Raw genomic sequence first — 15,415 nt, 5'->3', positions numbered from 1 at the left:
TACTATTAGTGTAAGGCACTAATAGTTAATTATTTTTTGTAAGGCTTCGCACTGCGAAGCCTTTTGTTGTTTTTTAAAGAGGTAGTTTATGCTTCCCGTGATCGCTCTTGTAGGGCGACCCAATGTGGGCAAATCCACATTATTTAACCGTTTAACACGTACTCGTGATGCACTCGTTGCCGACTTTCCTGGCTTAACGCGTGATAGAAAATATGGCCAAGCAAATTACGACGGCTTTGAATTTATCGTGGTAGATACGGGTGGTATTGATGGCTCAGAAGAAGGTATCGAAACCGAAATGGCTGATCAGTCATTACTAGCCATTGAAGAAGCGGATATTGTTTTATTTTTAGTTGATGCCCGCGTGGGTATGACAGTGGCTGACCAAGCTATTGCTAACCACTTACGTAAGCAAGAGAAAAAGTGCTTTGTGGTAGCCAATAAAACAGACGGCATTGATGCTGACTCGAACTGTGCTGAGTTTTATCAACTTTCACTTGGTGAAGTTCATCATATCGCTGCCGCTCATGGTCGTGGTATTACTTTACTGCTTGAGCAAACACTTCAGCCAGTTATTGCTGAACTTGCCGCACTTGATGAAGATGTAGCCGATGACGATGAAGAACTTATCGACTTATATCAAGAAGGTGAAGAAGATGACACAGATCACCAAGCGTTTGCCGACAAGCCGGTAAAGCTGGCTATTATTGGTCGTCCTAACGTTGGTAAGTCAACCCTTACTAACCGTATACTGGGTGAAGATCGCGTTATTGTATACGATATGCCAGGTACAACGCGCGACTCTATCTATATTCCGATGACCCGTAATGATAAAGAATATATTCTTATCGATACAGCCGGTGTGCGTAAACGCAAAAAAGTAAGTGACGTGGTTGAGAAGTTCTCAGTCATTAAAACACTACAAGCAATCGAAGATTGTAACGTTGTGCTATTAGTGGTTGATGCCCGCGATGGTATTTCAGATCAAGATTTAAGCTTATTAGGCTTTGCCCTTAACTCAGGGCGCTCATTGGTTATTGCCGTGAACAAGTGGGATGGCCTAGATAACTACGTTAAAGATCGTATTAAAACTGAGCTTGATCGTCGCTTAGGCTTTATTGATTTTGCCCGCTTGCACTTTATCTCTGCGCTACATGGTACGGGTGTTGGTCATTTATTTGAATCAGTTGACGAAGCGTATGAGTCGGCAACTAAACGTATAAGCACCGCTATGTTACGTCGTATCATGGATATGGCACAAGCAGATCACCAGCCACCGCTTGTTCGCGGTCGTCGTGTTAAGCTTAAATATGCGCATGCTGGAGGTTATAACCCACCGCGTATCGTCATTCATGGTAACCAAGTTCATGATTTACCTGATAGCTACAAACGCTACCTAATGAACTACTACCGTAAAGCACTTAAGATTATGGGTACGCCAATCAAAATTGAATTTAGAGAAGGCGATAACCCATTTGCAGGGCGTACTAATAAAGTAACCCTGTCGCAAAAACGTAAAATTCGTGCGTTTAGTAAAGAAAACCGCAATAAATCGTAATGGCTTTAATTTAGTCAATTGAAAAAAACGGCGTACTTTATAGGACGCCGTTTTTTATAAGTTTAATTAAATTAATAACTTATTTAAATGGCTAAATAGTCATTTTTTAAATTGCTGTTACTATTTAAAATGTAGTACCCACCGATAAACCAAGTTGCCATGAATCAACGGCTTCGTAGCTGCCAATAGGTTTGCTTAAATCTATGTGGATCACATTATCGTTGCTTGAGCGAGACGCATAAAGACGAATACCTAAACCTACACTAGAGAGTATACTGTCTGACACGTTGGGATTTTGCACCTCACCATAGGCACGCCCTACATCAACAAAGCCTACAAACCCTAAATCAACAAGTTGATACAAGTTTATATCAGGGTACATACGAATTTCAGCTGTGGCTTGGATGCTCTGAGTACCATGCTGGTAGCTTTCTGAAAAGCCACGCATTCCCTCTTCTCCGCCCACCGCTAACGGTTGCTCTGCAAATTCAGTATTTTGCCATTGCGCATTTATATGGCCATAAAATGTAAATAACCTAGACCAATGATGATTAAGCTGACCTTTTGAATACACTGAGATCCGGTCCTCAAGTTCAGTGCCTATTGTTGTATTGATCCCACTACTAAATCTAAATAAAGTTGAAGATTTAGTAAACCACGCCTTATTTATACTACTTTGAAAAATAAACCCTTCACCTGCTTGTATAGCATCGAGGCCAAATTTAGCATTAAATTCCCAGCCCAAATTAATATCTTCACTGTGATTAATTAAATCAATATCATGCAATACAGCATAGTTATCTTGAACCCAATGCATAGCTAGCCACGGTGTGGCAATAGTGTAATCATTTAAGTTTTTGGGTAATGTATCGTTATCAACTTGCTCGTAACGAGTGTCTTGATAGTCGATACCAGCTAACCAATGTAACGTATCATACTTATTTTGACTCCATACACCGCCGAGGGCGAGCTGGCCTTGCGTTTCGTCTGTCCGAAATACTGAGTGAGTAATGCCATTTTGATAAATTGAAGTGTTTTGTTGCTGAGTTTTTGCGTAATAGCGCCTTAATGAGTCACCATTACGCTGATAAAAAGGCTGGTGATAATCAAAATTAAAAATTTGGCCATCATCATAATCATCCGCCTGTAACGTTAAAGTAGCATGTGGTTGCCAAGGCACAGGCATTTCAATCACACTGTGATAACCTGTGCGTTCATGATCTGTTTTATATTTTACTGAAGCACGAACACCATAGCCTAAAAAGTTTTCCTCCTTAAAGCCCAAACTAAACTTATTATTCCCGCTACTACGACCAAAATTAACAGTGGGTAATAAACTCCAGGTATCCCAAGTTTGCACCGTGATCGCTTGACCATCTTGCGGATCACAGTCTAAATCGGTAAAAATTTTTGCATCTCTAATATACTTTTTACCGCGTAAAACCCGCTCAGCCTCTTTTATGTCAGTTTCATTTATGCGATCACCTTCTTTAAAAGTAAGCTGCTCGGCAATAACTTTTTTTCGCGTATCTATATGTAACCAATTTATAAAACGATGAAAAACCGTCGTCTCAGGATTATCAGGATCAAAAATTGAATTATTTTGTATAGTAATTTTTTTAAGCTCTGCATCAGGCTCATTACTAGAAAGAGGTTGTTTCACTTTTTTTATTTCACAAACAACACCTAAATCGAGCGCATTATTATTTTGTGCAGATGCACAAAAACAAAAAAGTAGACAGCTGGCTAACGTTAGTCTTTTCATAAACACCCGTGCTTTTTAAGGTGATCAAGCCGGATAGCCGAGCACCGTATTTTATCCTTGCACTTATCCTAGAAGGTAAAACTTAAGAAACTCTTAACATTAATTTAAATCTTAGTTAACCCTACTACTTACTGTACTGCGTTAACTCAAAATATAATCTCTTGATCCAGCTATAAAAGTGAGGTTAATTATAATACTCTAAAGTTAACACTGTTGATTAGGGTATGTTGACCTCTCAGGATTGAAATGTGTTCAATACAAGGGCGACTTAATCGCGCCATGAGTTTTGTAATCTAGTGGGCAAGTATAAATCGAGCAAAGCTTCCGCGTCCTGCTCACGCCCCGTACTTACATTCGTGTGAGCAACAAAGTGTAAATTGCCCCTAGGCAAAACTGGCGGGTCAGCGTCTGCCAATTTAACTTTGCAAGATAAACAGACGCTTATAGGGCGAAAAAAACTGAATCAACATAAACATACAAATCAGCAGTTAAAATTAACTCGCTAAAGATGAGAAGAGAATGTCAAAAAAAAGTATTTTAGCTATTTATCTATCCCTTATTTCATTGCCTAGCGTTGCGGATGACAATACGGACTTAACTCAAATTATTGATGCACATTGGCAACATGCACAACAACAAAAAATCTTTTTTAGAACCGATCCAGATGGTTGGAAGCCCAACGGAACATTACCCGATTGGAGCGAGCAAGCTATTGAGAAGCGCCAAGCTTACAACAACAGCGTACTAAAAAACTTAGCCAGCATTGATCCTAAAACGCTCAATAGCGAACAGTTAATGAACTACCGCTTATTTAAATATGAGCGAGAAACCGAGCAGCAAAGCTACCTTTACCAAGATAAATACTTTCCGGTTAATTTTTTAAGTGGCTGGCATACTTACTTTGCAGAAGCGCCGGCTAACATGGCCTTTTTAACCGCCGAGGATTACGATGCCTTTTTAGTGAGCCTTGGTGATTACCCGCGCTTTAATCAGCAAAACATTAATTTAATGAAGCAAGGCATTCAAACTGGTTTTACCCACTACTGCGAAACGTTTAAAAATTATGGCCAAAGTATTAGCGCCCATATAGTTAAACAACCTGAGAATAGCGCCTTATATGAGCCATTTACCCGTATCCCTAATACATTTAGCGCAGCGCAAAAAGAAACTTACCAAAATAAAGCTAAAGCGTTAATTGCCTCAAAAGTCGTGCCTGCTTACGAGCACTTTTATGACTTTTTTGAAAACGAATATATGCCACATTGTAGAGCGCAGCCCGGTATTGCAAGCATCAAAGGGGGCCTTGATTATTACAAATATACAGTAAATTATTACACCACAACAAATGCGACCCCCAAGCAAATCCATGAGCTTGGCCTTAAAGAAGTGGCACGCATCAAAGTGCAAATGCAAAGTATTATTGATAAAGTTGGCTTTGATGGCAGCTATAGCGAGTTTTTAGAATTTTTGGCAACCGATGAGCAGTTTTACGCAACCGATCCCCAAGACTTGCTCGAAAAAACCGCCTTTATAACCCAAAAAATGTATGGCAAACTCCCTACTTACTTTGGCCACTTACCGCGCAATACTTTTACTATTAAAGGCTCAGCGAGTCGTGGCGCATTTTATATGCCACCGCCAGATAATCGTTCACCGGGGACTTACTTTTTAGCCTCAACTCCAAAACTGCAGCCTTTATATAATTTAGAAGCACTTAGCCTACACGAAGCCATACCTGGGCATCATTTACAAAACGCCATTGCGATGGAGTTAGACGTTCCTGAGTTTAGACGCACACTGAGCCACTCTGCTTTTGGCGAAGGCTGGGCACTTTATACAGAGCGTTTAGGTAAAGAAGCGGGCTTTTACCAAAGCCCATACAGTGACTTTGGCCGTTTAGGCTACGAAATGTGGCGCGCAGTGCGCTTAGTGGTTGATACCGGTATTCATGCCTTTGGCTGGAGCCGCCAAAAGGCGATTGATTATTTGGCTGATCATACCGCTTTGCCACAAAGCGCAGTGGAAGATCAAATAGACCGCTATATTTCTTGGCCAGGCCAAGCGCTTTCATACAAAATGGGCGAAATTAAAATACGCGAACTACGTGCCAAAGCAGAAAAACAGCTAGGCGCAAAATTTGATATTCGCAGCTTCCACGATACCGTTATTGGTCAAGGTTCACTCCCTATGGCGGTACTTGAAGATGTAATTAATGACTGGATAGCACAGCAAAAATCAGCTATTTAAAATAAAGCTAGAACAAATTGAGAGGCGGTATTGTTACCGCCTCTTTTTAAAGCCCTATTAAACACCTCAAAACTAATCCCTACCCGCTTTTGCTTCGTAAAGTTAATGATTTTAAAAACCAGAGCTTAAGTATGAAAAAACGTATTCTGTATTGGCTGCAAAATGATTTGCGCATTGATGACAACCCCATACTCAATGATTTATCACAACAACAATGTGAACTTGATATCGTATTTGTGATCAATCCTGCTTGGTTTAAAAGCAATAACTATCAACAAAAACCCTATGGTGTACATAAACAACGCTTTCTAATGCAAAGCCTATACGAGCTACAGGAGTCTGTTTTAGGGCTTGGCCAAACCTTGCATATCTTAGAAGGCGATCCGGTAAGGGTATTAACACAGCGTATTAATGAGCTTGGCATTGATGAAGTTGTTTATAGCGAGCAAATAGGCGTTTATGAGCAACGCCAAATTACCGCGCTTAAATCGAAATGCGCTACTGTAGTATTTAAATCTGTGATGCAAGATACCTTATATCAACAGCAACAACTGCCCTTTGAACTTGCTGATTTACCAACCGGCTTTACCCCTTTTAGAAAAAAAATCGAAGCCACTGGTATCAGTTTATCCGCAGTGCCGTTCTCAGCAAAAAGACTTCCACCGCCTATTATTTTATGTGCTAAACAGCCTATATCAGAGCCGCCAACAGGAAACCCTTTACTCCAAGGTGGACACAAAGCCGGCCTTGCGCATTGTCTACAGTACTTTTCATCAGCTTTACCAAGCAGCTATAAAATCACCCGTAATGAGCTGGATGGCTTTGATAACTCGACTAAATTTAGTAGCTGGCTGGCTTTTGGTTGTATTAGTGCCAAGCAAATTTTTTGTGCAGTAGATGCTTATGAAGCGCAGCATGGGGAAAATGAATCAACATACTGGATCAAGTTTGAATTGCTCTGGCGTGAGTATTTTAAGTGGCATGCAATTAATGTGAAGCATCAGTTATTTACTTTTAAAGGTAAAAAACAAAGCTCGCCACTTACCACTTTTAGCCCGAACCGTTTTGCAAAATGGTGCCAAGGCAGTACCCCATTTCCGCTAGTTAACGCTATTATGAAAGAGCTTAACGCAACGGGCTTTATCACTAACCGTTCACGACAAATTGCAGCCAGCTGTTTGGTCAACGAACTACAACTAGACTGGCGCTATGGCGCTGCTTACTTTGAACAACAACTTATTGATTACGATGTAGCCGCTAATTGGGGCAACTGGCAATATATTGCTGGGGTTGGGGTCGATCCGCGCGGTGGGCGACACTTTAATTTGGCAAAACAAACCCAGCAATACGACCCACACGGTGAATATATTGCCAAATGGCAAGGGAATGAGCACTGCGATGCACAGTTAGATGACTTAGACGCCGCCGACTGGCCTGTGTAAAAATAAAACCTCGAACATAATACTGGCTAGCTGACTCTCGTTACAAGCCCAAGGTTAAGTCTTGGGCAAGTGTGCCGCTGGGCTTTTCTACTACGCGGTTAATTTCAACCCCGTTATGCTTCACAATAAAAGTGGGGGTATATTGTAAGTCATGCGCCAGGGCAATACCTGCCTCATCACGTTTGTCATAACCTACAGTAACAAAGGTTATTTTCGAAAGTTCAACCTTAGACTCATCAAGTAACTTTATTAATCGAGGTACTTCACGGGCACTGTCATGACACCAGGTACCTAAAAGCACTAACACCTCTTTACCTGCTAATTTTTGCATCAATGCAACGTCTTGGGGTGTAGGCGAAAATGCTTGGTATTGCTTGGCAAGTTTATCGTGATCGCTTAATAAACGCTTAGCAGTAACAGCGTCTGAGTGTGGTTTGAGCGTTGTATTCACTGCCAGTGGTAGAGTCAAAATAAAGAGTAAAATTAATTGTTTTAACATAAACCTATACCTAACTAGCTTTTAGCTACTATACCCATAATCGAGCTTAAGTGAATACACTTACTTACTTTTATCCATAAAATTATTCACTTGCGATAAAACCGCTAAGTACTCACGTTTGGCTTCTTTGTTTTGTTCTAATTTATCTAAATCACCGATTAATGTTACTAATTGCGTATGTGAATAACTCGATGTTGTTCTAAACTCGTTTGTCGCCCCCACACCACTGAGTCGTTTTCTTTCATCCATACGATAAATATCTTCATTTTTCTCGAGCCAAATATCGTTAATAACACGAATATTGCTCTCACTGGTGGTTGTTTCTTTTAATTCCTTTTTTAGTTCGTATTGAGATATTTCGGGATTAAACTGATACACTTTTTTATCTACATCCACCTCATGAGCCTGATCAAGGGCAACCAATTCGTTATTTTTTACAGCGGTACCAATAGTGTAATTTTCTTGTTTGTCATAATAATCAGGGGGGATATCAGAGCGGTTACCTTCTTCATAATTAAAACGCGTGCTCGCCGCTTTATCTTGAGTAACTCCAGTTAATCCTGCTGACTTTTGGTATTCTGTATTTTGACTCAGCTTTGTGGTGCTTGTCGCGATGTAATCACCTTGATCCATTGCAAAAGAAAATTTCGCATCAAAATCAGCTAACTTAGAAATCCCATCGCCTAGGGAATTTTTATCACTACTTCCTAGTCCTTGATAACGTGGATCACGGGTGATCATATTGTCCACTAAATTAGCGACAAGCTCGCGTCCATTAGTAAACTGCTTTGTAGCAACTGACTCTATTTGACTATAGCGCTCAGCGGCTGATGACATACTACTAAACGCACTTTTAAAAACAGCGAGCCCTTGTTTCATCACTTCATCACTTTTGTGACCAAACGCCGAACGCGTACTTTTCTCTGAGCTATTGAGCTGGCTATCTTCTAAACTTTTATCGAGCGCTTTTATGTATTGCTGCATTTGGCTTTTGTCTTGCGCGCCAATGGTTGACATATCGAGCGAAAAATCAATGTTGTTCTGACCATTTACCGATTCAAACTCGAGTATTTGCTGCTCTGAATCTTCATCAAGGGTATAACTTAAATTAAGCTCATTGTCTTTTCCAAGTAGCGCTCCATCAGCATCGGCAGTATTTCCCTCTGACGTTGAAAAATACAAATCAAAACCCGAAAGCTGTTTATTATCAAAATTGCTTAAAAAGCTTAAATCTAAATCAGTTTGGTTTGCGGGTACATAACGACTGTAAGCGCTTTGTTTAGCTTTAAAAAATTCATCCGCCATTTCACCAACACCAGAAAGTACTTGCGTTAATGCTTGGTGTTCAGCCTCAGATAAGTCGCCATCTACTTCATAACTTACGCTAAATTCGTCAGTGGTTTCGCCTGTTTCCTCATCGTAACCTTGCGCAGAATGAAAAGTGATTTTAATAACATCACCTTCTTTGGTTTTTACCGACAGCTCAAATCCATAGTTATCATCATCCTCATACCGCTCGCGGTTAAAACTTTCCATAAAGGGGTCTAGCGAGCGTTCAACACGCTGCTGACTAGACGCTAAAAACGTTTTTTGATTGAACCCAAGCTGCCCCAAGTTTGATAAAATATCGCTAGTGTTAGCATAAGCGCCCTGAATATTTTTTACCGAGCTGTTTAAACGCTCAATTAACTGATCACTACGTTCATTTTTTAATAGGCCCTCTTGCTGAGAACTTATAACCGTTCGCAGCGCAACCTCTTCACTGGAGAGTTTATAATTTGAGCCACTGGGTGCGCTGGAAATCGTGAGTAAAGAGGATAATTGCTGATTAAGTATTTCATCGACTTGTTCGTCACTAAACTGACTGAGCATTTCATCGGTGATTATTGCCGTGCTTGGCGCTAAGTGAGCACGCGATTGCAAACCTGTGGGCATACTGGTTTGGTTTGAATTATTGACTGATTGGGCAAGCAACGCATTTAGGTTAGCATAATTGCCTTGTAGTTTATTAACCATGATTATCCTTAATCTTCAGTACAATTAAGTACTTTGTCGGCCATCTAATTAAAACCTTTAATTCTTTTTTTATTATTCAAGCATAAAATATTTTAATAAAAACGTTAGTTTAAAAGTAATTAACACGTTTTGGCGAGCAATGATTTGAGTATATCAGGTACAAATTTGCGCTGTGCGGTAATTGCATAAAAGTGCTCAAATGCATCAGGTAAACGTTGGTATTCAACTAATAGGCCTTGTTCTATTTCATCCTTTACTACAACTGATGGCAATACCGATAGTGCACCACTATCACGAGCAAGTAATCGCAGCATAGCCATATCATCAGCCTCTGCTTTTATTTTTGGCTGATATTGCCAGCGGGCACACAAAGCATTAAATGAGTCTCTAATCGCGGAGGTTTTACTGGGTAGCACCCATTGTGCATCTGTGTAACCGGTAGGAAATTGACCGCGTGTTTTTTTATCTGCAGGGCCCACTATGGCTAATGGCTGACGAGATACCAACTGGCTTTGCCACAGTTGATCGTAGTGCTCAAGTCCGATGGGTTTATTGGTTAAAACTAAATCCAGTTCGTGCTCTGCCAAACCATTTAATAGCCCATCCATACGCCCTGCAGTAAGCGAAAAGCGTACTTCGTCGTTACTCATTAAAGGGTTAATAAATTCCTCGATAAAGTTACGAGAGAGCGTATTAAGCACCCCGATTGATAAATGCTGAGTTTGGGAAATCATCCCTTTATGAATAAAAGACGACAGTTCTTCGCCCTTAGTGAATATATCGTTAGCGTACATTTGCACCCGCTTTCCCATATCGGTTAATGCCAAGGTACGTCCTTTACGTTCAAATAACTGAATATTAATGGTGTGCTCTAGCTGTTTAATTTGAGTGGAGAGCGCTGACTGCGATAAATGCAGCTCTTTAGCGGCTTGGGTTAAGTTACCAATTCGGGCAACAGACCAAAAATAATACAAGTGATGGTAGTTCAAACGGCTCATTATAGTTCTCTTTTATAGAACGTTTATATGCATTATATCTATTTTTATTTAGTTATCTAGTTTGTCATACTCCAATAACTAAATAAGGAGCACTGAATGAGCGAGTATATTATTTCGTTGTTATTACTAATGATGCCATTAAGCACATTTTTAGCGGCGTGGCTAATTGGCCGACAACCTTGTGCCTCAAATGGCAATGTACTGTTTAAAGTGATGCTATTTAATAGTGTTGCATTTATCAGTGCCGTTGCACTTTATCGTATTTATGCCTTTGATTTACTGAGTTTCTTATCGCTCTCAGTGACCCGCGCTATTATGCTAGGACTAATCCTGTTCATAACGCTAATATTAATTCGGTTTTGCAAACACTATATGCAAGGTGAGCCACGTGTAAACTACTTTTGGCGCTGGCTGCTATTAACCGTAACCGCAGTGATGATTGTAGTTATGAGCAATCACTTAGCGCTATTTTGGCTAGGCTGGGTGGCAATTAGTTTAGCACTGCACAAGCTATTAATGTTTTATCCTGAGCGCCCTCGTGCGGTACTCGCCGCTCATAAAAAGTTTATTGTGGCACGCGTAGCCGAATCCTTATTACTCGTCGCATTTATTATTTTATCGGTTACTCACAATAGCCTATACATTAGCGATATCACTACTTTTTATCACACCACCACACTACCGCTATCTTTGGCTGAACAACTCGCGGCCTTTTTAATCGCTTTTGCAGCTTTAATCAAATGTGCTCAGTTGCCTATGCATGGCTGGCTAATCAAAGTGGTTGAGGTGCCTACACCCGTCAGTGCCTTATTGCATGCTGGGGTGATAAATTTAGGTGGCTTTTTATTAATTTTATTTGCGCCTTTGTTTATTCAAGCTGCGGCTGCACAGTGGTTAATTTTAATTATTGCTGGTTTAACTACGGTGATCAGCGCTTTGATAATGACTACCCGAATAAGCGTTAAAGTAAGGCTTGCTTGGTCTACCAGTGCGCAAATGGGATTAATGCTCATAGAATGTGCGCTGGGATTATTTGAACTGGCTCTGCTTCACCTTGTTACTCATTCAACCTATAAAGCCTTTGCATTTTTAAACTCAGGCAACGGTGTAAACGAAGATCTGATTCGCCGCCACATTCCAAAACAATCACCCACGTGCTTTGCTTGGTTAACGGGGGCATTGGTGTCGATTACCCTAGTTAGCGCTGCATGGACCATTAGTGGCTATCAAGGCGCGGTCAGTGTGTGGCTACTTTTAGCATCGGCTTTAACTATTTTACTGGCCAACCAACATGGCGCTTCTAGCGTGCAAACTCACAGTAAAAAACTGCTAGTCGCACTATTAGTTGTTATTAGTTATGTGGTTGCTAAAAATATATTTACTTTAGCACTAGAGCTTGAGCAGTGGCGCGAAGCTGCATTTAGCCTCGCCGATAGCTGGGTAATAGCCCTTATTTTAACGTTAATGATTGCCAGCTACTTTTTACGCTACCAGTCTTGGCGACCACAGGTTAAATCACTTTCCACCCTATTATTTGCAGGTTTGTATTTAGATGAGTGGTTTACGCGGTTAACCCTAAAAATATGGCCGATAAATTTACCTAATAATGGCCACACCGATTTAAAAAATCATGCAGCTGGAATCACCGTTGAGGAATCAAAATGAGCAATCAAACGCATTCAAATCACACGGCATTATCGTTAAGTGACACTGAAAACAACATACTTAATAAAGTATGCGGTTACATAGCACCAAACTGGCCTTTAGATCAGATGATTGCCGTTAACCCATTTTGGGAAATGCGCCACCTTCCTATTGAAGATGTAAGCGCACGCATTGATACCTTATGTAATGCCAATATGCTAATGCCTAAAGACTTTTATCAGCACAAGTACGACAACGGCATTATTACTGATAACCACTTAGCCGATGCAGCCAAGTTACTTAACAGTGACTTTACGCATGAGCAACTCATAAAAACCCTTCACATTGATGTTCCTTTAGTGGATTGGCACAACATTGCAGATTTACTCGACCAGCAGCGCAATAAACATAAAATGGCTTGGCATGATGAAATCACCCATCAATTGAGCCAGTTTTGTGCCGCGCATTATCAGCAGCTTGGCCCTATGCTTCATGGTGATGACACATCATCACAATCACCTTTATATCGCCATTGGTTAACCGTTATTCAAGCGGATAAAGGCATTAGTATTGTAATGGATGAAAAGCATTTAAATGGCTACTTTAAGCGACTGCCCACTTGCGCTGATGAACTGATTGCACTAACACTCTCAACCCTTAATATAGATAACGACTCGTTAGAGTTATATGCTCATTCGCTGCTTTTAGATATTAATGGTTGGGCATCGTGGTTGGCGTATTTACGATTCCAAGGCCAACTTTACGCTAAACCCAAAGATGATATGAAACAGCTACTGGCCATGCGAATGGCATGGGACTTGGTTATTTGGCAGTATCTGGCAGATCATGATAGTGCTTCATTTAAACAACTACAAAGTCAGTGGCAGCAAGAAAAGTCACTCGTAATTGAGCGCCTGCATGCACACAAATTGGCACAAAAGCCATTATGGGTGTGGGCAAAAGCACTGGAGCTGAGCTATCAATACCCGCTTAATCATGCGCTACAAAACGCCACTAAAACGCCAGTGAACAACGCTCAATTACAAGCGGTGTTTTGTATTGATGTACGCTCAGAGGTTATTCGCCGCGCGCTTGAATCGCAAAGTAAAAATATAGAAACCTTCGGCTTTGCCGGATTTTTTGGCTTACCGCTGGAATATCAAGAAAATGGCAGTGCAATTACTCGTCCTCAACTACCAGGGCTACTCAAACCAGCCATACATGCCACACAAACACACAAAGACGCGGCGCTTGAAGCATCTCGTCAAAATAGTGCTACATGGCAAAGTTGGTCAAAATCAGCCCCCTCATCGTTTTCTATGGTTGAATCAGCAGGCTGGCTGTATGCATTTAAATTAATAAAAAATACCTTTTTATCTAAAGGTAAAGCTAAAAAGTGCGCAACCACCGACTGGCAATTAACACAAAACCAGCAACAACTTACCCTAAAGGACAAAACCGACTTAGCTCAAAAAGTGCTTAACACCTTAGGAATAAAAGAGTTTGCGCCGCATGTTATGTTGGTGGGCCACGCCAGCCATACAACTAATAACTTGCACAGCGCTGGCCTAGAATGTGGAGCCTGTGGAGGGCAAAGTGGCGAAGTTAATGTACGCGTGCTGGCTAACTTACTAAACGATACCCAAGTACGCCAAGCGCTTAAAGAGCGAGGGCTAACACTGGCACAGAGCACGCAATTTATTGCCGCTATTCATAATACAACCACGGATGTGATCACCGCTTATGATACCGAGCTTAATGACAATCTAAAAAAATGGCTAACTGTTGCTACGCAAACCGCTCAGCAAGAACGCTTAGTAAATATCGACCCGCAGTTAGTTAATAAAACCGCGGATGAAATTAACCATGCTTATCATCAGCGTGCCCGCGATTGGTCGCAAGTACGCCCAGAATGGGGGCTTGCTAATAACGCCGCCTTTATTGTTGCACCACGAGCATGGACTCGCAGTGTTAACTTACAAGGACGCTGTTTTTTACATGATTATGAATGGGAAAACGATAACGAATTTGCGGTATTAGAACTGATCATGACCGCACCCATGATAGTAACCCATTGGATCAATAGTCAATATAATGCCTCGGTTACCGACAACCATAAATACGGCAGTGGTAATAAAATACTTCACAATGCAGTAGGCGGTAATATTGGATTATTTGAAGGTAATGGCGGTGACCTTCGTATTGGCTTAACCATGCAGTCGCTGCACAATGGGGAGAAATGGATGCACGAACCGATTCGCCTTAATGTATATATTGCTGCGCCGCAATCGGCAATCGCGGCAATTTATAACAAACATGTCATGGTGAAGGAGCTGATTGATAACCATTGGCTCACTCTCATTCGCTGGGGCGATGATAATACCCTAGAGCAGTTCGAAAATGGACATTTCTCAGCTATTTCAGCCTCTAATGAGCCAATATAAGCTATGCCAAAGATAGTCATTGCTACTAAACATAAAAAGGCGCCTTTAGTAACTCCCGCTCTGGAGCCACTTGGTTTTGAGGTATTCACCACTGATTTATTTGATACCGATACACTTGGGATGTTTAGTCACGAAGTACAACGTCATGGCAGTGCCAACACAGCGGCACTGACAAAAGCTCAGCGCGCATGTGAACTCACAGGCGAGCAATTTGGGCTTGGCAGTGAAGGCAGTTTTGGGGGTGGGCCGTATCCGGGTTTAATGAACTGGGACGAAGAAGTTATTTGTTTTTACGATAAACACAATAACAATGCTATTTATGGATATGCTGGCGGGCCATTTTCGCCCAGCAGCTTAAGCATTAGCAGTGAAACCAGTGCTGAATCAATCGCTACTGCATGTCAGCGCTATGAAAAACAACATTGGATACTTGACGACACCCAAACGCTTCATAAAGGGCTTAGTATAAAAGCGCTTATTGCTTTATATACAGAAAAAATGCCAAGTACAGGCACAATCACGCCTGATCTGAGGGCCATGTATAGCCCGCAACGCCAAGTAATTATTAGCCGAGCTGCACAAGACCTTGCAAGGCGATTATCATCAACATGCCCACAGTGCCAAAACCCTAACTTTGTTGCTAAACAAGTTACAAAAGGCTTGCCCTGTGAGCTATGTAATATGCCAACAGAACAAATGAAATCAACTACTTCAGTGTGTGATAATTGCGGCTTTAGCCACATTGAAACGAATAAAAAACGCGTTGCTGATGCAACGTATTGCCAGTTTTGTAATCCTTAAG

The 15,415-nt window shown here is 41.2% G+C and carries 10 protein-coding genes; 6 read left to right on the top strand and 4 right to left on the bottom strand.

Features of this window, described 5'->3' with window-relative positions; all coding sequences use genetic code 11:
* Positions 1 to 88 precede the first annotated feature (88 nt).
* Positions 89 to 1,558, top strand: a complete 1,470-nt coding sequence (gene der / locus A9479_RS10175) for a ribosome biogenesis GTPase Der (RefSeq protein ID WP_010389444.1) — start codon at positions 89 to 91, stop codon at positions 1,556 to 1,558.
* Between the two features lie 124 nt (positions 1,559 to 1,682).
* On the opposite strand, the gene A9479_RS10170 is transcribed toward der, so the two are convergent.
* Entirely contained in the window at positions 1,683 to 3,323 is a 1,641-nt protein-coding gene (locus A9479_RS10170) for a hypothetical protein (protein ID WP_051686688.1), read from the bottom strand.
* A 519-nt stretch (positions 3,324 to 3,842) separates the two neighbouring features.
* On the opposite strand from A9479_RS10170, the gene A9479_RS10165 reads away from it, so the two are divergent.
* Positions 3,843 to 5,570: a DUF885 family protein gene (locus A9479_RS10165; RefSeq protein ID WP_064663351.1), complete on the top strand. Its 1,728-nt coding sequence runs from the start codon at positions 3,843 to 3,845 to the stop codon at positions 5,568 to 5,570.
* A 131-nt stretch (positions 5,571 to 5,701) separates the two neighbouring features.
* Entirely contained in the window at positions 5,702 to 7,012 is a 1,311-nt protein-coding gene (locus A9479_RS10160) for a DASH family cryptochrome (RefSeq protein ID WP_064663350.1), read from the top strand.
* A 40-nt stretch (positions 7,013 to 7,052) separates the two neighbouring features.
* Here the strand turns inward: A9479_RS10160 and A9479_RS10155 are convergent, their stop codons facing one another.
* From A9479_RS10155 to A9479_RS10145, 3 genes are all read right to left on the bottom strand, one after another.
* Positions 7,053 to 7,511 carry a thioredoxin family protein gene (locus A9479_RS10155; protein WP_064663349.1) on the bottom strand — a complete coding sequence of 153 codons (459 nt, stop codon included), beginning with the start codon at positions 7,509 to 7,511 and terminating at the stop codon, positions 7,053 to 7,055.
* Between the two features lie 60 nt (positions 7,512 to 7,571).
* Positions 7,572 to 9,527, bottom strand: coding sequence for a hypothetical protein (locus A9479_RS10150; protein ID WP_064663348.1), 1,956 nt, complete (start codon positions 9,525 to 9,527; stop codon positions 7,572 to 7,574).
* A 119-nt stretch (positions 9,528 to 9,646) separates the two neighbouring features.
* Positions 9,647 to 10,525 carry a LysR family transcriptional regulator gene (locus A9479_RS10145; RefSeq protein WP_013462919.1) on the bottom strand — a complete coding sequence of 293 codons (879 nt, stop codon included), beginning with the start codon at positions 10,523 to 10,525 and terminating at the stop codon, positions 9,647 to 9,649.
* Positions 10,526 to 10,621: 96 nt separating this feature from the next.
* Here A9479_RS10145 and A9479_RS10140 point away from each other — a divergent pair, with 96 nt between their 5' ends.
* From A9479_RS10140 to A9479_RS10130, 3 genes are read left to right on the top strand one after another with little or no spacing between them, the layout of a single operon-like run.
* Positions 10,622 to 12,190 (top strand): NADH-quinone oxidoreductase subunit L, encoded by a 1,569-nt coding sequence (locus A9479_RS10140; RefSeq protein ID WP_013462918.1) that lies wholly within the window; start codon positions 10,622 to 10,624, stop codon positions 12,188 to 12,190.
* A complete protein-coding gene (locus A9479_RS10135) occupies positions 12,187 to 14,613 on the top strand; it encodes a DUF2309 domain-containing protein (protein ID WP_064663347.1) in 2,427 nt (808 codons plus the stop codon). The genes A9479_RS10140 and A9479_RS10135 overlap by 4 nt, the downstream gene beginning before the upstream one ends.
* Before the next feature lie 3 nt (positions 14,614 to 14,616).
* Positions 14,617 to 15,414, top strand: coding sequence for a DUF6671 family protein (locus tag A9479_RS10130; RefSeq protein ID WP_064663346.1), 798 nt, complete (start codon positions 14,617 to 14,619; stop codon positions 15,412 to 15,414).
* The last annotated feature ends 1 nt before the right edge of the window (position 15,415 follow it).

The sequence above is a fragment of the Pseudoalteromonas sp. MQS005 genome (assembly GCF_001661605.1).
In the GTDB taxonomy this organism is placed as follows: Bacteria; Pseudomonadota; Gammaproteobacteria; order Enterobacterales; family Alteromonadaceae; genus Pseudoalteromonas; species Pseudoalteromonas tetraodonis.
This window is presented reverse-complemented; position numbering and strand designations above follow the sequence as displayed.

What these genes read in the sequence shown, in the direction of transcription:
- A9479_RS10165 (WP_064663351.1), top strand. Translation starts at nt 3,843, where the DNA reads ATGTCAAAAAAAAGTATTTTAGCTATTTATCTATCCCTTATTTCATTG.
- A9479_RS10160 (WP_064663350.1), top strand. Translation starts at nt 5,702, where the DNA reads ATGAAAAAACGTATTCTGTATTGGCTGCAAAATGATTTGCGCATTGAT.
- A9479_RS10135 (WP_064663347.1), top strand. Translation starts at nt 12,187, where the DNA reads ATGAGCAATCAAACGCATTCAAATCACACGGCATTATCGTTAAGTGAC.
- der (WP_010389444.1), top strand. Translation starts at nt 89, where the DNA reads ATGCTTCCCGTGATCGCTCTTGTAGGGCGACCCAATGTGGGCAAATCC.
- A9479_RS10150 (WP_064663348.1), bottom strand. Translation starts at nt 9,527, where the DNA reads ATGGTTAATAAACTACAAGGCAATTATGCTAACCTAAATGCGTTGCTT.
- A9479_RS10170 (WP_051686688.1), bottom strand. Translation starts at nt 3,323, where the DNA reads ATGAAAAGACTAACGTTAGCCAGCTGTCTACTTTTTTGTTTTTGTGCA.
- A9479_RS10145 (WP_013462919.1), bottom strand. Translation starts at nt 10,525, where the DNA reads ATGAGCCGTTTGAACTACCATCACTTGTATTATTTTTGGTCTGTTGCC.
- A9479_RS10155 (WP_064663349.1), bottom strand. Translation starts at nt 7,511, where the DNA reads ATGTTAAAACAATTAATTTTACTCTTTATTTTGACTCTACCACTGGCA.
- A9479_RS10130 (WP_064663346.1), top strand. Translation starts at nt 14,617, where the DNA reads ATGCCAAAGATAGTCATTGCTACTAAACATAAAAAGGCGCCTTTAGTA.
- A9479_RS10140 (WP_013462918.1), top strand. Translation starts at nt 10,622, where the DNA reads ATGAGCGAGTATATTATTTCGTTGTTATTACTAATGATGCCATTAAGC.